Below are 23,795 nucleotides of genomic sequence, written 5' to 3'. Positions count from 1 at the left end.
TTAAGAAAATGAACGTCCAAGAGTTTTACCAGCACGCGCTCACGCAGCGCGACTTCAAAGCCGACGCCGCCCAGCAGCGCGCCGTCGACCGCCTGCAGCAGTGCTACGACGAATGGGTCGCCTACAAGGCCCAGCGCTCCAATTCCTTCAAACGCCTGATCAACCGTCCAACGCCTCCGCGCGGCGTGTACATGTGGGGCGGGGTAGGGCGCGGCAAGTCCTTCCTGATGGATTCGTTCTATTCGGTGATCCCGCTGGTGCGCAAGACGCGCCTGCACTTCCACGAATTCATGCGCGACGTCCACATGCAGCTGGACGAACTGCGCGGCGTGGAAGACCCGCTGGACGAAGTGGCAAAACGGATCGCGAAAAAATACCGCCTGATCTGCTTCGATGAATTCCACGTATCGGACGTGGCGGATGCCATGATCCTGTATAACCTGATGAAGGCGTTGTACGACAACGGCGTGTCCTTCATCATGACCTCGAACTACGAGCCGTCCACCCTGTATCCCGACGGCCTGCACCGCGACCGCATCCTGCCCACCATCGCCCTGCTGAAGGAAAAGATGGACGTGCTGAACGTGGATGCGGGCGTCGACTACCGCGGGCGGGCGCTGGAGCAGGTGGATGCCTACTACACGCCGCTCAACGCCAATACCGACCACCAGTTGCGCGAAGCCTTCGCGCGCGTGGCCGAAACTTCCGACGAAGACCCTCGCATCCATGTGGAAGGCCGTGAGCTGAAAGCCTTGCGCCGCGCCGGCACCATCATCTGGTTCGATTTCGCCACGCTGTGCGGCGGCCCGCGCTCGCAGAATGACTATCTGGAAATCGCCAGCCGCTTCCATACCGTGATATTGTCCGGTATTCCGATGATGTCGGCCGGGCAATCGTCCGAAGCGCGCCGCTTCACCTGGCTGATCGACGTGTTCTACGACCAGAAGGTCAAGCTGATCATGTCGGCCGAAGTGGAGCCGGAGGAGCTGTACACGTCCGGTGTGCTGTCCAATGAATTCCACCGCACCGTGTCGCGTATCGTCGAGATGCAATCGCGCGAATATATGGAAAAGGAACAGCGCGGCGCTGCCGAAAAGCTGTCCTGACAAGGAGAATAATTTGAAGAACTGGATCTGGCTGGCCGTGATGCTGCCAAGCGCCGTGCTGGCGCAGGACATCGGCCGTCCGGCAACGACTGGTGCTCCTGGCATCCCGGAAACCCATTCGGTCGAGCAGGCTGACGCGCGCCTGGCGCAAGTGAAGAAGGACCGCGAAGCGGTGGAGGCGGAGTTCAGCGCCAGCGAAGCGCTTTGCTACGACAAGTTCTTCGTCAATGCCTGTATCGACAAAGCCAAGGAACAGCGCCGCCTGCGCCTGGCCGAACTGCGCGCGGTGGAAGTGGAAGCCAATTACTTCAAGCGCCGTAATGCGGTGGAAACGCGCGACCGAGAACTGGAAGACCGCGCCCAGAAGGATGCCGCGGAAGCGGCCTACAACGCCGCCCATCCCAAGCAGCCAAAAGTCGACCCTGCTTCGAAGCCGGCACCGAAGCCGGCTGCGGTCTCGGTGCAGCAGCGCCAGGCGCAGCATGATGCCCGCGAACAGGCCCGCGTCGCCCAGGAAGCTGCCGACGCGCCGAAACGCGCTGCCAAGGCGGCGCAATTCGAACGCAAGAAAGCCGAGTCGGAGAAGCGGCAGGCGGAAGTCAAGGCCAAGATGGCCGAGAAGGAAGAGAAGAAGCGCCGTGCTGCGGAAGCGCAGAAGGCCGAAGCAGCAAAAGCCGAGGCCGCAGCCAAGGGTGCAGCCTCGAAAAAGCCTTAAACAGCTTTACGCAGCTTCTGCACCGTGTAATTGACCTTTTCCTTTGGCGGGGCCACCAGCTTGATGATCGCCATCGAGCAGTTGTCGCCCTTGCCCTGGGCACGTTCGCGGGCCTTGTTGATCAGCAGTTCCGCCGCTTCGCGCGGCGACTTCTTGGCGATCGCGCTCGCCAGTTCCACATCCGCAAAATACGACCACAGCCCGTCCGAGCAGAGCAGGAATGAGTTGCCTGCCTTCAGGTCGTGCTGTACCCCGAACGTGACAAACGGTTCCCTATGCTTGTTGCCCAGGGCGTTGCTGAGCAGCTTGGCCTGGCGATGCTTGCGCGCCGCTTCTTCCGGCAAGTTTTCCTTCTCCATCAGGTGGGCGACATACTCGGCGTCGCTGGTGCGGGCCAGGCACTCCTTGTTGTCAAAACGATACAGACGCGAGTCGCCAACCACGGCCCAGACGGCCTGGCGCTCCGGCGTCAGCACCATCAGCACCATGCTCGATTGGGGCTCGCTGGCGCCCGTTCGCGGGTCCATGACGAGGATCTGGTGGACATCGTGCGCTATTTCTCGCAGCAATTCCTCCAGACGCCCCAGGTGGACGGTCTCCGACGCCCGGTAATCGTCAAACAATTGTTTGGCCGTATGCAGCACCTGTTCAGCGCCAGTAGCGCCACCACTGATGCCATCGGCCAGCACGGCCAGCACATAGCCGGGTGCTTTCTGCGCTGTAAACAACGCGACACGGTCATTTTGTAGGGGCCGGCTACCGATATGTTGGGCGGTTCCAGCCTCGATCTTGTACGTGCTCATAGGGACTTGACAGCTTCTTTCCAATGACTACCTGAGTTAAACTATGCACAGTATGCAGTTTTGTTGCAAGTATAGCCTGTTGTCCCTACGAAACTGTAAGCAAACGTTAATCGAAATCGTGCAGACTTCCCATTTATGATCAACAAAGAAGAAATCCAGCGTCGCATCGTTGAGCTCGACGTCGAGCACCGCGACCTGGATGCAGTCATTGAAATGTTGACCCTGGATGGTCACCACGATCAACTTCAGTTGCGCCGCCTCAAGAAGCGTAAGCTGCAATTGAAAGACTATATCACCCTGCTGAAAATGCAATTGGTGCCCGACGTACCGGCCTGAGCAGGGCCACTCATTCTTCGAATAACTTGACTGATACACAACAGCCGACCGCCGCTTCCGGCGCGCCGAGCGATCCGGTTTTTCCTCCGGGGGCGCACGACGCCGATATTGAGCGCCTGTTTGGACCCGGCGGCCCCCTCGGCCCGGCGGTGGGTGGCTTTCGTCCACGCAAATCGCAGACCGAGATGGCCAAGGCGATCGCCGATGCCATCGCCAAGCAGCAGACCCTGATCGCCGAAGCCGGTACCGGCACCGGCAAGACCTTTGCCTACCTGGTACCGGCGCTGCTGTGGGGCGGCAAGACCATCGTCTCCACCGGTACCAAGAACCTGCAGGACCAGTTGTTCCTGCGCGATATCCCGACCATTCGCGCCGCGCTGCAGGCACCGGTCTCGGTCGCGCTGCTGAAAGGGCGCTCCAACTACCTGTGCCACTACCACTTGGAACGCACGCTGCAAAACGGCCGCATGACTTCGCGCGAGGACGTTGGCTACCTGCGCGAGATTTCGCGCTTCCTGAAAATGACCAGCACCGGCGACAAGGCCGAACTGGCGCGCGTGCCGGAAAACGCCCTGGTGTGGAACCTGGTGACGTCGACCCGCGAGAATTGCATGGGGCAGGAGTGCCAGTACTACCAGGACTGCTTCGTGATGAAGGCGCGCCGCGAGGCGCAGCAGGCCGACGTGGTGGTAGTCAACCACCACCTGTTCTTCGCCGACGTGGCGCTGAAGGATACCGGTGTGGCCGAACTGCTGCCTTCCGCGAACACCGTGATTTTCGACGAAGCGCACCAGTTGCCCGATACTGCCACGCTGTTCTTCGGCGATAGCGTATCCACCTCGCAGATCCTTGAGCTGTGCCGCGATGTGCTGGCCGAGGGCCTGGCCCATGCGCGCGACGGCGCCGAGTGGGCCAAGGTGGTCACGCCGGTCGAAAAAGCAGCGCGCGACCTGCGCCTGACCTTCTCGCAAGACATCGTGCGCATGTCGCTGCCGCAGATCGCCCCCTCCAGCGATTTCTTCCCGGCGCTGCAGACGCTGAAGGATGAACTGATCGACATGGTGGCCGTGCTGGAAAAGAATGCCGAGCGCGCCGAGACCATAGAACAATGCCGCGTGCGCGGCAACGAGCTGTCGGCCCGCCTGGAAGCCTGGAAGTTCGATCCGAAGGCCAAGGTGGCTGCCGGCGAAGAAGCGGTGTTCTGGGTGGAGGCCTTCCAAAGCTCACTGCAACTGCATAAAACGCCGCTGTCGATCGCGCCGATCTTCAACGGCCAGCGCGAAGGCGTGCCGCGCAGCTGGATTTTCACTTCCGCCACGCTGGCGGTGAAAAACGACTTCACCCACTTCGCCCAGCAACTGGGCCTGGAGAATGAAGTCGCGCGCAACTGGCCAAGCCCGTTCAACTACGAGGAGCAGGGCATCCTGTACGTGCCTCAAGGCTTGCCGGACCCGAATTCGATGGGCTATACCGACGCCGTGCTGGATGCGGCGCTGCCGGTGATCGAGGCGGCCGGCGGCCGCACCTTCCTGCTGTGCACCACGCTGCGCGCCGTCAAGCGCGCCGCCGACCGCCTGCGCGACGAATTCGACAAGCGCGGCCTGAAGTTCCCGCTGTTCGTGCAGGGCGACCGTGGCCGCACCGAACTGCTCGACCAGTTCCGCAAGGCCGGCAACGGCGTACTGATCGGCTCCCAGAGCTTCTGGGAAGGCGTGGACGTGCGCGGCGAAGCGCTGTCGCTGGTGATCATCGACAAGCTGCCATTCGCGCCGCCGGACGATCCTGTGCTGGCCGCCCGCATCGAAGTGATGGAGCGCCAAGGATTGAACGGCTTCATGGGCCACACCCTGCCGGAAGCAATCATCAACCTGAAGCAGGGCGCCGGCCGCCTGATTCGCGACGAAGGCGACCGTGGCGTGCTGATGCTGTGCGACCCGCGCGTGATTTCCAAGCCATATGGCCGCCGCATCTGGCAAAGCCTGCCGCCTTTCAAGCGCACGCGCGAAGCGGCGGACGTCATCGAATTCTTCAAAGGCCATTAACCCCAGGGAGACGTCATGAAACTGACACGCGCGATGTTGGACGAAGCAGCAGGCCAGGGCCTGCTGGACGAAGGCCAGGCAGGGCGGTTGTGGCAGTTCCTGGTGGAGCGTGAACAGCATACGCCCGGCTTCAAGCCGGCGCACATCCTGTACTACCTGGGCGGCCTGATCGCCATTGGCGCCATGTCGCTGTTCATGACGCTGGGCTGGGAGTCGTTTGGCGGCACCGGCCTGCTGTTCATTTCGATTTGCTACATGGTCGCCGCACTGGGAGCGGTCGAGTGGCTGCGCGCCCGCGGCATCATGCTGCCGGCCGGTGTGTTGGCCGCTTTCGCGGTGGTGCTGGTGCCGCTGGCGGTCTACGGCTTGCAGCATATGCTCGGCCTGTGGGCGGACGGCGGCGCCGGCAGCTCATATCGCAACTACCACTACTACATCGACTGGCGCTGGATTCTCATGGAGCTGGCCACGCTGGCTGCCGGCGCCGTGGTGCTGTGGCGCTACCGCATGCCGTTCACCGTGATGCCGCTGGCGGTGACCCTGTGGTACATGAGCATGGACGTGACGGAAATGCTGCTTGGCCATTACAGCCTGTTTTCCCACGAAGGCAAAGTGATTTCGGCGCTATTCGGCATTGCCATGACGCTGCTCGCGCTGTGGATCGACCTGCGCAACCGCAGCGACAAGGACTATGCGTTCTGGCTGTACATCTGGGGCGTGCTGACGTTCTGGGGCGCCCTGTCGTCGATGGATTCGGGCAGCGAATTGGGCAAACTGGTCTACTGCTTGATCAACGTCCTGATGATCGGCATCGGCGCCGCCTTGTCGCGCCGCGTGTTCGCGGTGTTTGGCGGTTTTGGCCTGGCTGGCTACCTGGGCCACCTGTCGTACACCGTTTTCCGCGACAGCTTGCTGTTCCCGGTAGCCCTGACGGCTATCGGCATCGCCATTATCGCCGCCGGCGTGTTCTGGCAGCGGCGGGAAGCCGCGATCGGCGCCAGCCTGCGCCAATGGCTGCCCGGCCCTGTGCGCCTGCTGGTCGAACGCCGGGCGGCATGAATCGCTAGCGCAGTTCCGGCGGCGCCTCGCCGCTCTGCAGCCAGTTGCCGATCGCCCGGTAGACTTGCGAGCGCTGGCCTTGCAGACCGTGCGCGCTTTCGCGGCTGCAGTCACGGCGTGTGCCGGCGAAGACCTGCGGGAAGGCTTCGCTGTCGACTGCGATCAGCGGGAAGAAGCGCGCCTTCGGATAGCTGTCGCGGAAGGGCAGGCAGGCGTCGCGCCGGTGGTGTACGCCGAGCACGGGGCGCTTCAGGTGCGGTGCTTCGGCCCAGGCGTCGGCGCTGCCATTGACCAGCACCACTGCATCCACGGCCGGCAAGCGGTTGGCAAGAAAGGCGGCGGAAAAGGCGCCGTCGCTGCTCCCCATCAGGACAAGGCGCGCCTGCGGGTGGCGCTTGCGCATGAAATCGACGACAGCGGCGACGTCCTGGCCGTGCGCGGATCCCTGACGGCTGGCGATATCCAGTACTTCGTGATCGCTGGCGGTGTCCAGCGCCACCATGGCGCCCACCTGGTCCGCCATCTGGCGCTGTGCGCCGAACAAGGTGTCCGGATCGGCCGGCAGGCTGCCTGGCCATACGCCTTGCAAACCGCGCTGGCCTGAACCGCCTGCGAGGTAAAGCACCACATGGCTGGGGGTGCGCTCGCCTGTCATCTCGAGCACGCGCACGGTGGCGCCTGGCCGCGTGGGAATATCAAGCAGTACTTCGCCTGCCTGCACGGAGCCGTGCAGTGCGATGGCCAGCCAGGCCAGCGTGCGAATCTTCATTTCCGATACCTCCCGCCCTGAGTGACTTTCACGCACCTCGATTCGGTTGGCGCGTTGTGCAAAATTGTATATTCTCAGACAACGTTTTGTGCAATGTCGAGGTGACGCGATGAAGTGCAAGTTGATCCTGAGTGCCCCGCCTGACGTGTACGAGAACATGCGCAACGCCGCCCGCGAAAACCTGCAGCTGGTGCTGAAGGGCGATCCCGCCAACCTATTCCTCGACAAACACGGCATGAGGTTCCAATGACGATCTTTATCAAGAAATTGTGCAATGCCTTCATTACCGATGCAGTAGTCAATCGCCGTTTCGGCGGGGCGGCCGCGCGCAACGTGGAAGCGATCGGCGCCGTCATTGGCGGATTGTGGGTGGGCGGCATCGTCACTGTATCGGCCGACGCGCTGGACTGGGTGCCGAACATCATGAACAAGGCCGTGCACGATGATTTGCAGCCGGTGCACATCCCGCTGCGTGAAGTGCGTTCCGTGCGGCGCGAGTTCGGCATCCTGACCGGCATCGTGGTAGTCGAGCTGGAGGATGGCGGCGAGTTCCGCTTCCGCTGCTTCAATGCACGCAATGTGGCGGACAATATGAGCGACCTGCTGCCTAGCCAGGTGATGAGCGCATGAACCGCCTGCTGCCGCACCTGATGCTGTACGCCGCGCTGCTCGCTGCGCCTGCGGCCCGCGCGCAGGGCTATGTCGGCCTGGGGCTGGATTACTCCATGACGACGGCGCCGCTGATCAACTTCGCCAACATGGCGGTGATGAACAACAATTCAATGAACACCGGGCTCCACTCACGCGGCAAGGCGGCGCGCATGGAGGCGCCGCCGGCGGTGCAGCGCAACGCGCGGGAGCTGGCAAAGGTGTTTCCGGCGTCGAGCCAGGCAGCGATGGCACAAGCCTTCCAGCAGAGCATGGACGTCTACCAGCAGGTGGCTGCCAAAATGGGATGGCAGCGCGATGACCTGGACGGCGCAATGGCGGCCTTCATCGTTGGCAATTACATGGTCTTCGCCAACCGCGAGGTCCTGGACGAGGAATTCGCGGCGGTGGCCGAGCAGCTTCGCCAGGGGGGCGGCACGCGCCGCCTGGCCGAGAAGCAAAGCGCGGAAACAATCCGCAACCTGTACGAGAAAAGCGCCATGGTCGGCGCTTTCATGGCGCTGGCTTACAAGTCACAGCAGCAAAAGGCGCAGTCGGAGCACGCGGCTGCCAACCTGCGCAACAGCGCGCGAGAAAATTTGAAGCTGGTGTTGGGGGCTGACCCCGAGCGCCTGCAGATCGACGAGCGAGGTGTTATGCTTGTTAAATGACCATCCTTGCCGGTTCCTGCCACTGCGGCGCAATCACGATCGAGGTGCCGGCCGCGCCGGCCTACCTGATCGACTGCAACTGCTCGATTTGCCGCCGCACGCGGGCGCTGTGGGCGTTCTATCCCGAAGACGGGGTCCGCATCGAGGGCGATCCGGCGCATGCCGAGGATTACGTCTGGGGCGACAAGTCACTGCGCACGGTGCGCTGCCGGACCTGCGGCTGTGTCACGCACTGGAAGTCGCTAAAGCCCAATGACGATGGCCGCATGGGCGTGAACATGGCCAATTTCGCGCCGGAAGCCGTGGCGGAAATGGAAGTCCGCAAGTTCGACGGCGCCGACACCTGGACCTACTTGTGATCGCCGACCTGCCCGAGGACGCCTTGTTGCAGCGTTACCGCGAGCAGGGGGCTTACACCGATTGTTTCGCCATCGACGTGCCGGAACAGGTCGCGCATGCAGCCTATGTCGAGGCTTTCTACACCACCGCCGTCTTCAAGCTGGAACGGTTGCTGCTGGCGCTGTTCGTTGCGCGGCCTTCGCGCGATGTGGAAGCGCGTGAGCTGGCGCGCGGCCAGCGCCAGCATTTCTCCGCGTGGTCGGTGGAAGGGCGGGCGCCGGATCAGTTGCTGATGTGCGATGTCGCAGGCAGCACGCGTTCATGGTTGATGGCGGCGCCGGCCGGGCAGGGCACGCGGCTGTATTTTGGCTCCGCAGTCGTGCACTCGCGGCAGGGAGGCCTGTTCCGCGCGCTGCTTGGCTTCCATCAGCTCTATTCACGCATCCTGTTGCGCGCCGCTGCCTCGCGCGTGCGCAGGGCCGGCTGAAGCGCGATGGATTCCCTGATTACCGCGTCGGCCCGTTCCCTTGCCAGCGGTGACGTGCTGGGCGCCCTGAAACATGTGGCACTGCGCGACGACCCACCGGCGCTGGCCCTGCGCGGCATCGCCATGGCGCGGCTGGGCGACTTTCCCAGGGCGCGCGAGTTGCTGCGGCGTGCCGCGCGTGGCTTTGGCTCGCATGAAGAACTGGCCCGCGCGCGCTGCCTTGTCGCGGAAGCGGAAGTGGCGATGGCCATGCGTGATTTTGCAGCCCCGCCGCGCGCGCTGGCGGCCGCGCTGGCGGTGCTGGAAGCGCACGGCGACTATGGCAATGCCTTGCAGGCGCGCTTGATCGCCGCCCGTAAATTCCTCCTGCTTGGACGCCTCGAAGCCGCTGCAACTGAACTGTCGCGCCTCGATATCCGTGCCCTGACGCCGTCTCTGGCGGCAGTTGCGCAACTGGCCGCGGCCGAACTGGCAATGCGAACGCTACGCCCGGCGCAGGCAAGGGCCGCGCTTGCGCACGCGCATGCGGCGGCCACCCGCTCGGGCGTGCCGGAGCTTCTGGCAGAGGTCGTGGAGGCCAGCGCTGCGCTGCATCGTCCCGCCGCGCGCCTGCACGGTGGCGGCGCGCTGTCGCTCGACGAAGTGGCAGCTCTGCTGGCATCGGGCACACTGGTACTGGATGCCTGCCGGCGAGGCCTGGGCTGCGGCGCGGCCTGGCGTTCCCTGGCCCGCAGGCCGGTATTGTTTGCGCTGGCCCGCATCCTGGCTGAGGCCTGGCCGGGCGATGCCGGGCGAGACCTGCTGATCGAACGGGCCTTCAACACGCGTCGCCCCGACGAAACCCACCGCGCGCGGTTGCGGGTGGAGATCGGCCGCCTTCGCGCGCTCCTCAAGGGACTGGCCGGCATCGAGGCAACGCCGCTCGGCTTTGCGATCCGGCCTGGTGATGGGCGCAGCCTGGCCATGCTGGAGCCGCCGATCGATGGCGAGCAGGCTGCGTTGCTGGCGCTCTTGTCCGAGGGCGCTGCCTGGTCGACTTCGGCCTTGGCCCTGGCGCTTGATGCCAGCCAGCGCACCGTCCAGCGCGCCCTGGCTGAACTGGAGGCGGAGGGACGGGTGCGCTCGATCGGCAGTGCCCGCACGCGGCGCTGGCTGTCGCCGCCGCTGGCCGGATTCACGACAATCTTGTTACTCCCTGCTGCACTGCCGTTGGAATAAAGTTCATTTGCGGCGCCAATCGAGGCGCGCCTCATAAGGAGCCAGGCAATGACACACAATTCAAGCAAGGTGCGCACGGCTGAAATCCTGCGCGAATACGGCCCGTTCGACGGCGTTACCAAAGTCGGCGGGGTTACTTACGACGGCCATCTGGTATGGGCGGCAACAGGCGCCCGCCTGATCGGCATTGATCCCGAGAGCGGCAAGCAGGCGCGCTCGCTGGAGGTGGCCGCCGATGCCGGCACGGCATTCGACGGCAAGTTCCTGTACCAGATCGCGGCAGAACGGATCAACAAGATCGACCCATCCAGCGGAGCGGTGGTGTCGTCTATTCCTGCGCCCGGCAAAGGCGCGGATTCCGGCCTGGCGTGGGCGGAAGGCAGCCTGTGGGTGGGGCAGTACCGCGAACGCAAGATCCATCAGGTCAATCCGGAGACCGGCGCCGTGCTGCGCACCATCGAATCGAACCGCTTCGTCACCGGCGTGACATGGGTGGACGGCGAGCTTTGGCATGGCACCTGGGAGGGCGACCAGAGCGACATCCGCCATGTCGATCCGCACAGCGGGGCCGTGCTGGAACGGCTGGAAATGCCGCCGGGCGTCTTCGTCAGCGGCCTGGAATCCGATGGCGCCGGCTTGTTCTATGCCGGCGGCGAGAATAGCGGCAAGGTGCGTGCAGTGCGCCGCCCACGAGGGGAGTAATCATGAACGCCATCGTCAATCAGGAGCAATGGGTAGCGCAGCGCAAGGCGTTGCTGGTGCGCGAAAAGGAGTTGATGCGCCAGCAGGACCAATTGGCCAGCGCCCGCCGCGCGCTGCCGTGGGTGCGCGTTGACAAGCAGTACGTGTTCGACACGCCGCAGGGCAAGCGTTCCTTGTCCGACCTGTTCGAAGGGCGCAGCCAGCTAGTGGTGCAGCATTTCATGTTTGCGCCCGGGCAGGAGCGCGGCTGCGCGCACTGCTCCTACATGGCCGACCATACGGATGGCGCGCTGGCGCACCTGGCGCAGCGCGACGTGAGCGTGGTGGCGGTATCGCGCGCACCGCTGGCCAGCCTGGAGCGCATGCGCAAGGAAATGGGCTGGCGGTTCAAATGGGTGTCGTCGGGTGACAGCGATTTCAATTACGACTTCCACGTCAGTTTCGCGCCGGAAGAAATGGCTGCAGGCGAAGTCTATTACAACTACACCGGCCAGGCTTTCCCGCACGAAGATGCGCCCGGCGTCAGCGTTTTCTACAAGGACGACGCGGGCACGGTCTACCACACTTATTCGACCTACGGCCGCGGGGTGGAAGTGATGATGCATACCTATCGCTTCCTCGATCTCACGCCGTTCGGGCGGCACGAGGATGATTTGCCGTACACGATGGCGTGGGTCAGGCATCATGACCGCTACGCGCAACCGGCGGCGTCATGCTGCGGCTCCCAGGCGTGATGCGGGGATGCCATGTCGATCTTCCGGCCCTGGCGGGCCGTGACGGCGATCGCCTGCGGCCATGCGGCGTCGATGGCGGTGGCGGCGGCGGTGGCATTCCGGCTGCCGCTGGACCGCCCGGCCCTGCAGTGGGGCGCAGGCGTGCTGCTGCTGGTTGCTTTGGCCTGCCGCATCGGCAAAGGCCACGCCTTGGCGGGCCAGGCGGGAATGGCGCTGTGGACTTTCATCACATCCACGGCGCACGGCGCAGGCTTCATCCTCATGCCGGCGCTGATGACGATCTGCGGCAGCGGCAGTGGCGCCGCAGGGCCGTTGCTGCAAACGCTGGCGGCGATGGCGCTGCACCTGGCGGCGATGCTTGCCGCGAACGGCGCGATGCTTTATCTCGCCGTTCGCTTCGTGCAGTGGCTTAAGGCTTGACAATCACCTTGCCGGTGACCTTGCGTGCTGCCATCGCTTCGAGCGCGCGCGGCGTGTCGGCCAGGGCGTAGCGTGCCGAGATGTGCGGGCGGATCTTGCCTTCGGCCAGCCAGCCCAGGAGCTGCATCATGCCGGCCAGGTTGGCTTTCGGCTCGCGCTTGACGAACTCGCCCCAGAACACGCCCATTAGCGAAGCGCCCTTGAGCAGCGTCAGGTTCAGGGGCAGCTTCGGTATCTCGCCGTTGGCAAAGCCCACCACCAGGTAGCGGCCGCGCCAGCCGATCGAGCGGAAGGCCGGCTCGGCGTATTCACCGCCGACCGGGTCGTATATCACGTCCGGGCCCTTGCCGTCGGTAGCGGCCTTGATGGCTTCGCGCAGGTCGTTGCTGCTGTAGTTGACCAGGACGTCGGCGCCATGCTCCTTGCAGACGGCCAGCTTTTCCTCGCTGGAAGCGGCGGCAATCACCCGCGCGCCGAGCGCCTTGCCGATCTCGATGGCCGCCAGACCGACGCCGCCGGCGGCGCCCAGCACCAGCATGGTTTCGCCGGCCTTCAACCGGGCGCGGTCCACCACGGCGTGGTGCGAGGTCCCGTAGGTGAGGGTGATCGCGGCGGCGGTGTCGAAATCCATCCCCGGCGGCATCGGCATCAGCGAAGCGGCGGGCACCAGCAGTTGTTCGGCAAAGCCGCCATGCGCGGAGAAGGCAATCGCCTTGTCGCCCGGCTTGAAGCCCTGCACCCCTTCGCCCACCGACAGCACCACGCCCGAGACTTCATTCCCCGGCGTGAAGGGCAGGGCAGGCTTGTATTGGTACTTGCCCTGGATGATCAGTACATCCGGAAAGTTGACTGCTGCCGCCTTTACCTGCAACACCACCTGGCCGGGGCCAGGCTGCGGGTCGGGCACATCTTCCAGCACCAGCGTGTCGGGCAGGCCCCACTCCTTGCAAACGATAGCCTTCATATGGTCTCCATCATTTTTGGAACGATCGTGCGATTATGCCCGAGAACACTTTGCGCCGGCACAAAGTTTATCGCGCGGGAGGGGAATACATTTGGCAGGCAGGGGAGGCGATTGCCATGAGTATCCGGTACGGCTGCTTTTTCAGTTACGCGCATGGCCAGCACGCATATATGAGCCACTTCAAGGACGACCTGGTCGATGCCCTGAAGTGCTATCTTGAGCCCCACTTCGACAACGAGACCGAGCTGTTTGTCGATAGCGAGCAACTGGGTGGCGGGGACGATATCGACCGCCGGCTTGCGCTGGCCATGTGCCAGAGCGCCACCATGATCGTGATCTACACGCCCAAGTACGAAGCCCACCCATATACCCGGCGCGAATTCGCCGCCATGCAGATGATCGAGGCCGAGCGCAGCGGCTGGTACGAGCTGCCAAGCCACCTGATCATCCCCGTCATCATGACCCGCCATCCGCTGAACCTGCCGCGCCAGATCAGCGAGCCTGGCATGTATGTCGATTTTTCGCGCTATACGCTGGCAACCGGGGATCTGAAGACCAATCCCGATTTCCTGCCCGATATCCGGCGCATCGTCGAGCGCATCACGATGCACTACCACTGCCTGAAGGCGAGCATTCCGCCCGACCACGACTGCAGGCAGTTCGTGCTGCCGCCGGTGCCGCCGGAATGGCGCCCGCCGGCCCCGCCTCACTTTCCTCGCTAGAAAAACCTCTGAAAGAGCGCCATGGAACACCTACGCCTGCACCTGCCAGAGCTGCCCGCAGCCGGCGAAGTCACCACTTTCTATTCCTACAAGGGCGGCGTAGGCCGTACCATGGCGCTGGCCAATCTTGGGCACATCCTGGCAAGCCGCCGCACGGCGCCGGTGTTGCTGGTCGACTGGGACCTGGAGGCTCCGGGGCTGCATTACTACTTTCCCGGCGCGGCGGAGGCGCCGGGAGTGCTGGACCTGTTCGAAGAATGCCGCGAGCAGCTCCAGGAGCGCGCCGGCCGCTACGCCAGCGAGCAGGCGCTGGCCGAGGCGGTGTTCGACGCGGTACGCTGGGAGCAGTACCTGATCAGGGCATGCGATGACCGGCCACTCTGGCTGCTGCGCGCTGGGCGGTGCGATGGCAGCCATGCGGAACGCGCGGCGATGCTGGACTGGCAAAGCTTGTTCGACGCTTGCCCCGCGCTGTTCCGCACCTTTGCCGCGCGGTTGGCGCGCCATTTCGGCCATGTGCTGGTCGATGCGCGCAGCGGTCGCGCCGACTGCGCCGCCATCTGCACAACCTTGCTGCCGACACGGCTGGTGCTGGTGTTCGCGCCGAACCGGCAAAACCTGGACGGCCTGCGGGACCTGGTGGCGCGCGCCACCGGCTATCGCAGTTGCCATGAGGACGAACAGCGCCAGTTGCTGGTCTACCCGCTGCCATCGCGCATCGATACCTCGGACGAGGCGCAATGCAGGTTCTGGCGCCGCGGCGAGGATGGGGAGGGCGGCTACCAGCCCCTGTTCGAAGGCATGCTGGGCCAGGCCTACGGTTTGCCCTGGCTGTCGCTGGAAGAGTACTTCGATGCGGTGCAATTGCCGCACTGCGCCAGCCTGGCCAGTGGCGAACCGCTGCCGGCGCTGGCGCTGCAGCAAGGCTATTATGCATTTATGCAATGGTTTGGCGATGGGCTCTGCCCCTGGCAGCGCCTGCCCGCTGCCGGGCCGGCCACCCTGAACAACCACCATGCCTTGCCGCTCGAGCAAGAGCGCGCAGGGTACTGGCCGATGCCGGCGGCAATGTAAATTTGTCGCCGCCGGCGCGCTGCGCCAGTCGTTGCTTCAGGTAAAATTCCCTGTATGAGAATCCTTATCAGTAACGACGACGGCTACCTGGCGCCTGGCATCAATGCGCTGGCGGAAGCCCTGCAGCCAATTGCCGATATCGTGGTTGTGGCGCCCGACAGCAACCGTTCCGGCGCTTCCAATTCCCTCACGCTGGACCGTCCTTTGTCGGTTCAGCAGGCGGCCAATGGTTTCTATTTTGTCAATGGAACGCCGACCGATTGCGTGCACGTGGCGCTGACCGGCCTGCTGGACCACGTGCCGGACCTGGTGGTGTCGGGCATTAACAACGGCCCGAACATGGGCGATGACACGCTGTACTCGGGCACGGTGGCCGCCGCCACCGAGGGCTACCTGTTCGGCGTGCCGGCGATGGCTTTTTCGCAGGGTTCCTACGGTTGGGCGAATGTCGATGCCGCGGCGCGCGTGGCGCGCGACCTGGTGCAGCGCTACCTGGGACTGCTGGAGCGGCCCTACCTGCTGAACGTGAACATCCCGAACCTGCCGTATGAGCAGCTGGGTCCACTGACCCCGACCCGCCTCGGCCGCCGCCACCAGGCCGAACCCGTGGTCAAGGCGCTTGACCCGCGCGGCCGGGAGATCTACTGGATTGGCCCGCCCGGCGCCTGCAAGGATGCCGGCGAGGGCACCGACTTCCATGCCGTCGCCAATGGCCGCGTTTCGCTGACGCCATTGCAGATCGACCTGACCCATCGCCAACAACTCGCTACCCTGGCAAAGGCCATCGAATGAGCGAAAAGACCCGCACTTTCCCGCTGCCCCTGTCTTCTGTTACCGACAAGAGCCCGGCGAAAAAGCCGGTCTACAGCTCCGTGGCCACGCCCCAAACCGCCACCCAGAATGCCGCCCGCACTGCCGCAGCCAGCCCGGGCGGCTGGCGCCCGCCGCAACCGGTGGCATCGCCCTCGCGCGCCCATTCCTATGCCCAGGAACGCGCCCAGGTGCAGCTTGGCCCCGTGGCGGCGCCGCGCCAGAATGCCCTGGTATCGGACGGCGTGCGTCGCGCCATGGTGCAGCGGGTGGCGAAGCAGGGCGTGAGCGACCCGGTAGTGCTGGGCGCGCTCGACACCGTGCCGCGCCATATGTTCATGGACGAGGGCCTGGCGCCGCAAGCCTATATCGACGCTTCGCTGCCGATCGGCCACCACCAGACCATTTCCCAGCCTTATATCGTGGCGCGCATGATCGAGGTGATGCGCGCCGGGCAGGATCTGCACCGCGTGCTGGAAATCGGCACCGGCTGCGGCTACCAGGCGGCGGTGCTGGCCTGCGTGGCGAAAGAGGTGTTTTCGATCGAACGCATCAAGCCCCTGCATGAACTGGCCAAGGCCAACTTGCGGCCCCTGCGGGTGCCGAACCTGCGTTTGCACTACGGAGATGGTATGCTAGGCTTGCCGCAGGCGGCGCCTTTCGATGGCATCATCCTTGCCGCCGCTGGCCTGGAAGTGCCGCAGGCCTTGCTGGATCAACTGAATATCGGCGGCCGCCTGGTCGCCCCGGTCGGGGCTCGCACCCAGCATCTCGAACTGGTGACCCGTGTCAGCAAGAACGAATGGGTGCGCCAGACGCTGGAAGACTGCCATTTTGTGCCGCTGCGCCCTGGCACCGTTTAACACACAGATCAATAGAATGACGAAGAACTATTCCCTTTTCCTGATGGCGGCCTCGCTGGCCGTGCTGACCGCATGTTCGACCGTGCCGACCCAGGCCCCGGTCGAAGATCGTTCGACACCGCACCCCACCACAGCGCCGAAAGTGGCCCCGGTGGAGGAGCCGAAAGACAAGGAAGGCTACTATACCGTCCACAAGGGCGACACCCTGATCCGCATCGCCTTCGACCGCGGCCTGAATTATCGCGACCTGGCGGCCTGGAACAACTTGTCGAACCCGGACGACATCAAGGTCGACCAGGTGTTGCGCCTGACCCAACCCGAAGGCGTGCAGGTAGCGGCCGTGCCGACCCCGCCGCAGATCGAGAAGACCCCGCCGCCGCCGCGCAAGTCGACGCCAAAGGGGGAGAAACGTCCGTATTCCGATGCCGCGGTGGCGGATTTGCAGAAATCCGACGAACGCGCCGACAAGCCGGCCATGGTGGCCAGCCTGGCCCCAACCCCGGCGCCGGCCGTGCCGCCGGCAGCTGCGGTCAGCGCGGAAGACCGCGACCTGTCGTGGACCTGGCCTTCCGATGGCCGCGTGGTGGCACAGTTCGACGAGGGCAGGAACAAGGGCATCGACATCGCAGGGCGCGCCGGACAACAAGTGTTGGCTGCTGAACGAGGAAAAGTGATGTATGCCGGTAGCGGCATCCGCGGATATGGTAATCTCGTCATTGTGAAGCACAGTAACAGCCTGTTGTCGGCCTATGCCCACAACCGCTCCATCCTGGTCAAGGAGGGGCAGGAAGTGCGCAGGGGCCAGGCAATTGCTGAAATGGGGGACTCCGATACCGACACGGTCAAGCTGCACTTTGAGATAAGGCAGCAGGGCAAGCCGGTGGATCCATCGAAATTCCTGCCTAACCGCTAGATAAGCACCCATGACACGCTCGCCGAATGACCAACTGGAAGACGACTCGATTCCTGAGGAATTCCCGGACGAGCCGATCGATGAAGTAGCCATCGATTCCATGGAACCGGACGGCGAGGTTGCGGTTGAAGGCGCCAGCGCCGTCCTTGAAACGGTCGACGAACTGAAAAAGGTGCTGGCGGCGGAGCTCTCCACCGACACTACCCAGCACTACCTGAACCAGATCGGCACCCGTCCCCTGCTGACGGCGCCGCAGGAGGTGCATTTCGCCACGCTGGCCAAGCAGGGCGATTTCGCCGCCCGCCAGACCATGATCGAGCATAACCTGCGGCTGGTGGTGTCGATCGCCAAGCATTACATCAATCGCGGCGTGGTGCTGCTCGACATGATCGAAGAGGGCAACATCGGCCTGATGCGCGCCATCGACAAGTTCGAGCCGGAGCGCGGCTTCCGCTTCTCTACCTATGCCACCTGGTGGATTCGCCAGAGCATCGAGCGCGCCATCATGAACCAGGCGCGCACGGTGCGCCTGCCGGTGCACATGGTGCGTGAACTGAACCAGATCCTGCGCGGCAAGTACCACCTGGAGGCGCAGCACCATAATGGCAAGGATGCCACGGCGGAGGATATCGCCGACCTGGTGGGGCGGCCGGTGGAAGAGGTGCAGGATATCCTGGCCTTGTCCGAGCATGCCACCTCGCTCGATGCGCCGCTGGATAACGACCCCCAGTCGTCGCTGATGGACATGCTGCCGGGCGATTCCGAGGATTCGCCCGACGCGCGCGCCGAACACCATGAGATGACGGTGCTGGTGCGCGACTGGCTGACCAAGCTGCCGGACAAGCAGCGCATTGTCATCATGCGCCGCTTCGGGCTCGATAACGACGATCCGGCGACGCTGGAAACCCTGGCCGAGGAAATGGGCGTGACGCGCGAGCGGGTGCGCCAGATCCAGCAGGAAGCGCTGGTCAAGCTGAAGCGGGCGATGGCGGCGCGCGGCGTGGTACGCGATTCGCTTCTCTGAAACCGGAAGTGCGGTGTCTGACCCGCAGGGTCAGACACCTGGCCTGCAGTTGCTGTGGATTGGTGTCAGACCCCGCGGGTCTGACACCGGGGTACCGGTTTTTGGTATCATAGCGGGCTTTGGGCGCGCAACGCGCCGGCTGCAACCTTAATCGCTATGCAAGACAACATCGTCGAAATCAAATCCCTGGACATGGATGCCCGTGGCGTTGGCCACATCGAGAACGAAGACGGCTCGCCGGGCAAGGTGGTCTTCATCGAAGGCGCGCTGCCGGGCGAAAAAGTCAGCTTCGAGCTGCTGCGCAAGAAGAAGAACTGGGAGCAGGGGCGCATGACCGCGCTGCACAAGGAATCGTCGATGCGCGTCAAGCCGAAGTGCGAGCACTTCGACATTTGCGGCGGCTGCTCCATGCAGCACCTGGAAGCGTCGGCCCAGGTGGCGATCAAGCAGCGCGTGCTGGAAGATAACCTGTGGCACCTGTCCAAGGTCAAGTCCGACACCATGATGCGCCCGATGTATGGACCGACCTGGGGCTACCGCTATCGTGCGCGCCTGTCCTCGCGCTACGTGGCCAAGAAGGGCACGGTACTGGTCGGCTTCCACGAAAAGAAATCGGTCTTTGTAGCCGATATCCAGAGCTGCCAGATCCTGCCGAAGCACGTGTCGGACATGATGATGCCGCTGCGCGCCCTGATCCACTCGCTGACCATCTTCGACAAGGTGCCGCAGATCGAACTGGCCGTCGGCGAAGACAATACCGTGCTGGTGATGCGCAATATGGTACCGCTGGGCGAAGGCGACGAGGACAAGCTGAAGGCCTTCGCCGACGAATACAAGATCCAGTGGTGGCTGCAACCTAAAGGCCCGGACACGGCATACCCGTTCTACCCGGCCGGCAAGGAGCTGTATTACACGCTGCCGGAATTCGGCGTCAAGATGCCGTTCAAGCCGACCGATTTCACCCAGGTGAACCACCACATCAACCGCGTGCTGGTGCACAAGGCGCTGCGCCTGCTGGACGTGCAAAAGGAAGAGCGCGTGGCCGACCTGTTCTGCGGCCTGGGTAACTTCACGCTGCCGCTGGCGACCCAGGCGCGCGAAGTGGTGGGTATCGAAGGCTCCACCGCGCTCACCGAGCGCGCGCTGTCGAACGCCAAGGTGAACGGCGTCGACGGCCACACCACTTTCCAGTGCCGTAACCTGTTCGAGATCACCAAGGATGACCTGATCGCCCTCGGCAAGTTCGACCGCATGCTGATCGACCCGCCGCGCGACGGCGCCATGGCCTTGTCGCTGGCGCTGGCCGAGCTGAGGGAGTCGAATCCGGACATGCTGCCGAAGCGTATCGTCTACGTGTCGTGCTCGCCATCGACCCTGGCGCGCGATGCCGGCGTGCTGGTGCACCGCGCCGGCTATCGCATGTCGCAAGCGGGCGTGATGAACATGTTCCCGCACACCTCGCACGTGGAGTCGATGGCGGTGTTCGACCTCGTGTAAGGCCTAAGCCAGCCGGGAAAGGATGGTCGCCATGCCGCTTGCCAGGCCGACCATCCCGAGCAGTATGGCGACCAGGAGTCCGATGATCCAGCGCTGCCCTTGCTCCAGCGCGACAATGCGCGCGGTCAGCCGCTGCTCCAGTTCCGCCAGGCGCCCATCCACATAGGCATGCATGCGCGTTTCCGACTCGGCGACAGCACTGGCGATCTCAGCCCGCAGCTCTATCGCGAACTTGTCCAGGCGTTCACTCAGAAGCTTGATTTCGCAGGCGAGGTCAGGCACTCTCTCCTCCAGTTTGCGAATACCTTCTTCGTGGTCAGGGGAATCCGCTTCCATGATAGGCTCCCACGGGTGGCGATGCGATAAGTGTTTGCCAATCGTGTGGGGTACGGATTGAGTTGGCGCAAAGGTGTGGGTCAAACGAAAAAAAGCCGGCGGATGCCGGCTTTTTCATTGGACAGCTTGTCGCTTATTCGCGGTCGCCGGCCAGGCCCAGCAGGTTCAGCAGGCTGGTGAAGATGTTGTACACGTCCAGGTACAGGGCCAGGGTGGCGGAGATGTAGTTGGTCTCGCCGCCGTTGACGATGCGCTGCACGTCGAACAGGATATACGCCGAGAACACGGCAATCACCAGCACCGAGATCACGATCGACAGCGCGCTCATGCCCAGGAAGATGTTGGCGATCGAAGCCAGCATCAGCACGATCACGCCGGCGAACAGCCATTTGCCCATCATCGAGAAATCGCGCTTGGTCACGGTGGCATAGCTGGCCAGTGCGGCGAAAATCGATGCCGTGCCGCCGAATGCGGTCATGATCAAGGTGGCGCCGTTGGAGTAACCCAGGGTGCGGCTGAGCAGCGGCGTCAGCATCAGGCCCATGAAGAAGGTGAAGCCCAGCAGCAGGGCGACGCCGATGCCGGAGTCCTTGTTCTTTTCAATGGCCCAGAAGAAGCCGAAAGCGATACCCAGGAACAAGATTGCGCCGATGAAGCCGCGCGGGAAGGGCATGCCGAAAGTCACGCCAACGAATGCGCCCAGCACGGTCGGGATCATCGACAGGGCCAGCAGCCAGTAGGTATTGCGCAGCACGCGGTTGCGGATCAGCGCGTTGTCGGTGGCGACGGCGCTGCCAAAATGATGTACGTTTTGCATATTTAAATGCCTCCTTTACCAAAAAGCATAGCATGCCGCTGACCGGATGGGGACTTTCTGGCTTAGGAAATACTTAAAAACGCTTAGGGGAAGCCCTTATATGCGCCCGAGGAGTGTTTCCTTGGGCATAGAGAGTGAACTATGTTAAAATCTAGGGTTGATCGAGAATCTAATTTCTTCTTTTAAACCTTTCTTTTTATTGGAGTTTTTCATAATGGCAATCGAACGCACCCTGTCGATCATCAAACCTGACGCAGTAGCCAAGAACGTGATCGGCCAGATCTACAGCCGTTTCGAAGGCGCAGGCCTGAAAGTGATCGCTGCCCGCATGACCCAGCTGTCCCGCGCTGAAGCCGAAGGCTTCTACGCTGTGCACCGCGAGCGTCCTTTCTTCAAGGACCTGGTTGACTTCATGGTTTCCGGTCCTGTGATGATCCAGGTTCTGGAAGGCGAAGGCGCGATCCTGAAAAACCGCGACCTGATGGGCGCTACCGATCCGAAGAAGGCAGAAAAAGGCACCATCCGTGCTGATTTCGCTGATTCCATCGACGCTAACGCTGTTCACGGCTCCGACGCCGCTGAAACCGCTGCCGTTGAAATCGCCTACTTCTTCCCAGCACTGAACGTCTACTCCCGTTAATTTTTAGCGGTTGTAATGTAGTACAGTAGTATTGCGCCTTGCCCCGGGTCTTCGGTCCGGGGCAAAGCCGTTTTTGAAATTGAGTAAAAAGCATGGAAACATCCCTCACCAACCTGCTGGATTTTGATCCGGAGCAACTAGTCGCCTACTGCGCGGAGCTGGGGGAGAAGCCTTTCCGTGCCAAACAGCTGCAGCGCTGGATCCACCAGTTCGGTGCATCCGACTTTGACAGCATGACCGACCTCGCCAAGTCCTTGCGCGAGAAGCTGAAGACCCGCGCCCACATCGTGGCGCCCGCCGTCATCAGCGACCATACTTCCGCCGACGGCACCCGCAAATGGCTGGTGGACGTGGGCAATGGCAATGCCGTGGAAACCGTGTTCATCCCGGAAGAAAACCGCGGCACGCTGTGCATCTCGACCCAGGCCGGTTGCGCCGTGAATTGCCGTTTCTGCTCGACCGGCAAGCAGGGCTTCAACCGCAATCTGACCGTGGGCGAAATCGTCGGCCAGCTGTGGATGGCCGAATTCGCGCTGCGCCAGACCAAAGGCATCGAACCCGGCCCGAAAGGCGAGCGCCAGATCACCAATGTGGTGATGATGGGCATGGGCGAGCCGCTGCTGAATTACGGACCGACCGCCACCGCACTCAAGCTGATGCTGGACGATAACGCCTACGGCCTGTCGCGCCGCCGCGTGACCCTGTCCACCTCGGGCGTGGTGCCGATGATCGACAAGCTGTCGCAGGACGTGCCGGTGGCGCTGGCCGTATCGCTGCACGCCTCCAACGACAAGCTGCGCGACGAGCTGGTCCCGCTGAACAAGAAGTACCCGCTGAAGGAACTGCTGGCGGCGTGCAAGCGCTACCTGGAGTTCGCGCCGCGCGACTTCATCACATTCGAGTACTGCATGCTCGATAACTACAACGACACGGATGAACATGCGCGCGAACTGATCGCGCTGGTGAACCATCCGGAGTTCGGTGTCAATTGCAAGTTCAACCTGATTCCTTTCAACCCCTTCCCGGAATCGGGCCTGCTGCGCTCCAAGAACCCGCGCATCAAGGCCTTCGCCGAAATTCTGATGAATGCGGGCATCGTAACCACCATCCGCAAGACGCGCGGCGATGATATCGACGCGGCTTGCGGGCAGCTGGCGGGCGAAGTGAAAGATCGCACCCGCGTGGCTGAACGGATGGAAAAGATGACCGAATACCAGAAGAAGTACGGCGCCGATTTCGGCAAGATTGTGGAGATTCGTTCCTGATGACCGATTTCGCCCAGCGCCGCTTCAAGTGCCTGGCCGCGGTCGTGCTGGCCGGCGTATTGGCGGGCTGCGCGACTTCGGGGCATGGCCCCAGCGGCAGAGAAGATCTGAAGACCCTTTCCGACCAGACTTCCGCGCAGAAGCGCGCCGAGATCCGCATGCAGCTCGCGATCGGCTACTTCGAGCAGGGTAACTACCCGATTGCGCTCGACGAGGTGAAAAAGGCGATCGCTGCCGATCCGCAGGGCGCCAATGGCTACAGCCTGCGCGCCATCATCTACATGCGCATGGGCGAGAAGGACCTGGCGAATGACAACTTCCTGCAGGCGCTGAAGCTGGCGCCAAACGATCCTGACCTGAACAATAATTACGGTTCCTTCCTGTGCCAGAACGACCGCGTCAAGGAATCGTTCAAGCATTTCGATGCAGCGCTGGCGAACCGCAATTACCGCTCGCCGGCCGGTGCCATGAACAATGCGGGCAACTGCGCGCTGAAGGTCAGGGACATCGACCTGGCCGAGCGCTACCTGCTGGGCGCCTTGAAGCTGACGCCGGATGTGCCGGAAACGAATATCGGCCTGGCCAAGGTGTACTATGCGCGGCGCGATTATCCGCGCGCCAGCTTCTTTATCACGCAATTGCACAAGGTAGCGAAGCTGGACAGCCTGCCGGCCGACATACTGTGGCTGGCGATCAAGGTGCAGCACAAGATGGGCGATGAGGGTCTGGAGCAGGGCTTCGCGACCCAATTGCGGCGTCACCACGCCCAGTCGCCGGAGTACGCAGCGTATCAACGTGGGGCGTTTGATGAGTGAGAACGG

Annotated in this window: 29 protein-coding genes; 24 read left to right on the top strand and 5 right to left on the bottom strand. The window is 63.2% G+C overall.

Annotation, left to right across the window (positions count from 1 at the left end):
• Positions 1 to 8: 8 nt before the first annotated feature.
• Together zapE and ACN9MU_RS23775 are read left to right on the top strand one after the other, a co-directional pair.
• The gene (zapE, locus tag ACN9MU_RS23780; protein WP_426163157.1) at positions 9 to 1,106 is read left to right on the top strand and encodes a cell division protein ZapE; all 1,098 of its coding nucleotides are present in this window, start codon (positions 9 to 11) and stop codon (positions 1,104 to 1,106) included.
• 13 nt (positions 1,107 to 1,119) lie between these two features.
• Positions 1,120 to 1,821: a hypothetical protein gene (locus ACN9MU_RS23775; protein WP_426343543.1), complete on the top strand. Its 702-nt coding sequence runs from the start codon at positions 1,120 to 1,122 to the stop codon at positions 1,819 to 1,821.
• Here ACN9MU_RS23775 and ACN9MU_RS23770 read toward each other — a convergent pair.
• A complete protein-coding gene (locus ACN9MU_RS23770) occupies positions 1,818 to 2,624 on the bottom strand; it encodes a PP2C family protein-serine/threonine phosphatase (RefSeq protein ID WP_426163152.1) in 807 nt (268 codons plus the stop codon). The genes ACN9MU_RS23775 and ACN9MU_RS23770 overlap by 4 nt on opposite strands.
• 135 nt (positions 2,625 to 2,759) lie before the next feature.
• Here ACN9MU_RS23770 and ACN9MU_RS23765 point away from each other — a divergent pair, with 135 nt between their 5' ends.
• From ACN9MU_RS23765 to ACN9MU_RS23755, 3 genes are read left to right on the top strand one after another with little or no spacing between them, the layout of a single operon-like run.
• Complete coding sequence (locus tag ACN9MU_RS23765) at positions 2,760 to 2,960, top strand: YdcH family protein (RefSeq protein ID WP_055931517.1); 201 nt, start codon at positions 2,760 to 2,762, stop codon at positions 2,958 to 2,960.
• Between the two features lie 26 nt (positions 2,961 to 2,986).
• Positions 2,987 to 5,002 carry an ATP-dependent DNA helicase gene (locus tag ACN9MU_RS23760; RefSeq protein ID WP_426163150.1) on the top strand — a complete coding sequence of 672 codons (2,016 nt, stop codon included), beginning with the start codon at positions 2,987 to 2,989 and terminating at the stop codon, positions 5,000 to 5,002.
• Positions 5,003 to 5,017: 15 nt separating this feature from the next.
• Positions 5,018 to 6,061 (top strand): DUF2157 domain-containing protein, encoded by a 1,044-nt coding sequence (locus tag ACN9MU_RS23755; protein ID WP_426163148.1) that lies wholly within the window; start codon positions 5,018 to 5,020, stop codon positions 6,059 to 6,061.
• A gap of 4 nt (positions 6,062 to 6,065) precedes the next feature.
• Here the strand turns inward: ACN9MU_RS23755 and ACN9MU_RS23750 are convergent, their stop codons facing one another.
• Positions 6,066 to 6,830: a hypothetical protein gene (locus ACN9MU_RS23750; RefSeq protein ID WP_426163146.1), complete on the bottom strand. Its 765-nt coding sequence runs from the start codon at positions 6,828 to 6,830 to the stop codon at positions 6,066 to 6,068.
• Between the two features lie 109 nt (positions 6,831 to 6,939).
• Here ACN9MU_RS23750 and ACN9MU_RS23745 point away from each other — a divergent pair, with 109 nt between their 5' ends.
• From ACN9MU_RS23745 to ACN9MU_RS23705, 9 genes are read left to right on the top strand one after another with little or no spacing between them, the layout of a single operon-like run.
• Positions 6,940 to 7,080 (top strand): hypothetical protein, encoded by a 141-nt coding sequence (locus tag ACN9MU_RS23745; protein ID WP_426163144.1) that lies wholly within the window; start codon positions 6,940 to 6,942, stop codon positions 7,078 to 7,080.
• Positions 7,077 to 7,460, top strand: coding sequence for a hypothetical protein (locus tag ACN9MU_RS23740; RefSeq protein WP_426163142.1), 384 nt, complete (start codon positions 7,077 to 7,079; stop codon positions 7,458 to 7,460). Before ACN9MU_RS23745 ends, ACN9MU_RS23740 begins: the two co-directional genes overlap by 4 nt.
• Entirely contained in the window at positions 7,457 to 8,149 is a 693-nt protein-coding gene (locus ACN9MU_RS23735; protein ID WP_426343542.1) for a DUF6683 family protein, read from the top strand. The genes ACN9MU_RS23740 and ACN9MU_RS23735 overlap by 4 nt, the downstream gene beginning before the upstream one ends.
• Positions 8,146 to 8,508 (top strand): GFA family protein, encoded by a 363-nt coding sequence (locus ACN9MU_RS23730; protein ID WP_426163138.1) that lies wholly within the window; start codon positions 8,146 to 8,148, stop codon positions 8,506 to 8,508. The genes ACN9MU_RS23735 and ACN9MU_RS23730 overlap by 4 nt, the downstream gene beginning before the upstream one ends.
• On the top strand, positions 8,505 to 8,975 hold the full coding sequence (locus tag ACN9MU_RS23725) for a hypothetical protein (RefSeq protein ID WP_426318758.1): 471 nt from the start codon (positions 8,505 to 8,507) through the stop codon (positions 8,973 to 8,975). Before ACN9MU_RS23730 ends, ACN9MU_RS23725 begins: the two co-directional genes overlap by 4 nt.
• A gap of 6 nt (positions 8,976 to 8,981) precedes the next feature.
• Positions 8,982 to 10,193, top strand: coding sequence for a helix-turn-helix domain-containing protein (locus ACN9MU_RS23720; protein ID WP_426163134.1), 1,212 nt, complete (start codon positions 8,982 to 8,984; stop codon positions 10,191 to 10,193).
• A gap of 48 nt (positions 10,194 to 10,241) precedes the next feature.
• Positions 10,242 to 10,895 (top strand): glutaminyl-peptide cyclotransferase, encoded by a 654-nt coding sequence (locus ACN9MU_RS23715; RefSeq protein ID WP_426163132.1) that lies wholly within the window; start codon positions 10,242 to 10,244, stop codon positions 10,893 to 10,895.
• A 2-nt stretch (positions 10,896 to 10,897) separates the two neighbouring features.
• The gene (locus ACN9MU_RS23710) at positions 10,898 to 11,629 is read left to right on the top strand and encodes a DUF899 domain-containing protein (protein ID WP_426318757.1); all 732 of its coding nucleotides are present in this window, start codon (positions 10,898 to 10,900) and stop codon (positions 11,627 to 11,629) included.
• 12 nt (positions 11,630 to 11,641) lie between these two features.
• On the top strand, positions 11,642 to 12,049 hold the full coding sequence (locus tag ACN9MU_RS23705; protein ID WP_426163128.1) for a hypothetical protein: 408 nt from the start codon (positions 11,642 to 11,644) through the stop codon (positions 12,047 to 12,049).
• Here the strand turns inward: ACN9MU_RS23705 and ACN9MU_RS23700 are convergent.
• Positions 12,039 to 13,013 (bottom strand): NADPH:quinone oxidoreductase family protein, encoded by a 975-nt coding sequence (locus ACN9MU_RS23700; protein WP_426163126.1) that lies wholly within the window; start codon positions 13,011 to 13,013, stop codon positions 12,039 to 12,041. The genes ACN9MU_RS23705 and ACN9MU_RS23700 overlap by 11 nt on opposite strands.
• Positions 13,014 to 13,129: 116 nt before the next feature.
• On the opposite strand from ACN9MU_RS23700, the gene ACN9MU_RS23695 reads away from it, so the two are divergent.
• The 7 genes from ACN9MU_RS23695 to rlmD all read left to right on the top strand — a co-directional run bounded on the left by ACN9MU_RS23695 (position 13,130) and on the right by rlmD (position 19,916).
• Positions 13,130 to 13,735, top strand: coding sequence for a toll/interleukin-1 receptor domain-containing protein (locus ACN9MU_RS23695; RefSeq protein ID WP_426163124.1), 606 nt, complete (start codon positions 13,130 to 13,132; stop codon positions 13,733 to 13,735).
• A gap of 21 nt (positions 13,736 to 13,756) precedes the next feature.
• Positions 13,757 to 14,809 (top strand): KGGVGR-motif variant AAA ATPase, encoded by a 1,053-nt coding sequence (locus ACN9MU_RS23690; protein ID WP_426163122.1) that lies wholly within the window; start codon positions 13,757 to 13,759, stop codon positions 14,807 to 14,809.
• A gap of 54 nt (positions 14,810 to 14,863) precedes the next feature.
• Positions 14,864 to 15,601, top strand: coding sequence for a 5'/3'-nucleotidase SurE (gene surE / locus ACN9MU_RS23685; RefSeq protein WP_426318755.1), 738 nt, complete (start codon positions 14,864 to 14,866; stop codon positions 15,599 to 15,601).
• A complete protein-coding gene (locus ACN9MU_RS23680) occupies positions 15,598 to 16,482 on the top strand; it encodes a protein-L-isoaspartate(D-aspartate) O-methyltransferase (RefSeq protein ID WP_426318754.1) in 885 nt (294 codons plus the stop codon). The genes surE and ACN9MU_RS23680 overlap by 4 nt, the downstream gene beginning before the upstream one ends.
• Before the next feature lie 16 nt (positions 16,483 to 16,498).
• On the top strand, positions 16,499 to 17,395 hold the full coding sequence (locus ACN9MU_RS23675) for a peptidoglycan DD-metalloendopeptidase family protein (RefSeq protein WP_426318753.1): 897 nt from the start codon (positions 16,499 to 16,501) through the stop codon (positions 17,393 to 17,395).
• A 10-nt stretch (positions 17,396 to 17,405) separates the two neighbouring features.
• Positions 17,406 to 18,419: an RNA polymerase sigma factor RpoS gene (gene rpoS, locus ACN9MU_RS23670; RefSeq protein WP_426163114.1), complete on the top strand. Its 1,014-nt coding sequence runs from the start codon at positions 17,406 to 17,408 to the stop codon at positions 18,417 to 18,419.
• Positions 18,420 to 18,575: 156 nt separating this feature from the next.
• On the top strand, positions 18,576 to 19,916 hold the full coding sequence (gene rlmD, locus ACN9MU_RS23665; protein ID WP_426163112.1) for a 23S rRNA (uracil(1939)-C(5))-methyltransferase RlmD: 1,341 nt from the start codon (positions 18,576 to 18,578) through the stop codon (positions 19,914 to 19,916).
• Between the two features lie 3 nt (positions 19,917 to 19,919).
• Here rlmD and ACN9MU_RS23660 read toward each other — a convergent pair whose 3' ends face one another.
• Positions 19,920 to 20,252 carry a hypothetical protein gene (locus tag ACN9MU_RS23660; protein ID WP_426318751.1) on the bottom strand — a complete coding sequence of 111 codons (333 nt, stop codon included), beginning with the start codon at positions 20,250 to 20,252 and terminating at the stop codon, positions 19,920 to 19,922.
• Between the two features lie 133 nt (positions 20,253 to 20,385).
• Positions 20,386 to 21,069: a Bax inhibitor-1/YccA family protein gene (locus ACN9MU_RS23655; protein ID WP_426163108.1), complete on the bottom strand. Its 684-nt coding sequence runs from the start codon at positions 21,067 to 21,069 to the stop codon at positions 20,386 to 20,388.
• 214 nt (positions 21,070 to 21,283) lie between these two features.
• On the opposite strand from ACN9MU_RS23655, the gene ndk reads away from it, so the two are divergent.
• From ndk to pilW, 3 genes are all read left to right on the top strand, one after another.
• Entirely contained in the window at positions 21,284 to 21,709 is a 426-nt protein-coding gene (ndk, locus tag ACN9MU_RS23650) for a nucleoside-diphosphate kinase (RefSeq protein ID WP_155441729.1), read from the top strand.
• A gap of 92 nt (positions 21,710 to 21,801) precedes the next feature.
• Positions 21,802 to 22,974: a 23S rRNA (adenine(2503)-C(2))-methyltransferase RlmN gene (gene rlmN / locus ACN9MU_RS23645; protein WP_426318750.1), complete on the top strand. Its 1,173-nt coding sequence runs from the start codon at positions 21,802 to 21,804 to the stop codon at positions 22,972 to 22,974.
• The gene (pilW, locus tag ACN9MU_RS23640; RefSeq protein WP_426318749.1) at positions 22,974 to 23,789 is read left to right on the top strand and encodes a type IV pilus biogenesis/stability protein PilW; all 816 of its coding nucleotides are present in this window, start codon (positions 22,974 to 22,976) and stop codon (positions 23,787 to 23,789) included. The genes rlmN and pilW overlap by 1 nt, the downstream gene beginning before the upstream one ends.
• Positions 23,790 to 23,795: the final 6 nt, after the last annotated feature.

This window comes from Pseudoduganella sp. R-32, assembly GCF_049913245.1.
In the GTDB taxonomy this organism is placed as follows: domain Bacteria; phylum Pseudomonadota; class Gammaproteobacteria; order Burkholderiales; family Burkholderiaceae_D; genus Rugamonas.
The sequence above is the reverse complement of the archived record's forward strand: the minus strand, read 5'-3'. Positions and strand labels throughout refer to the sequence as shown.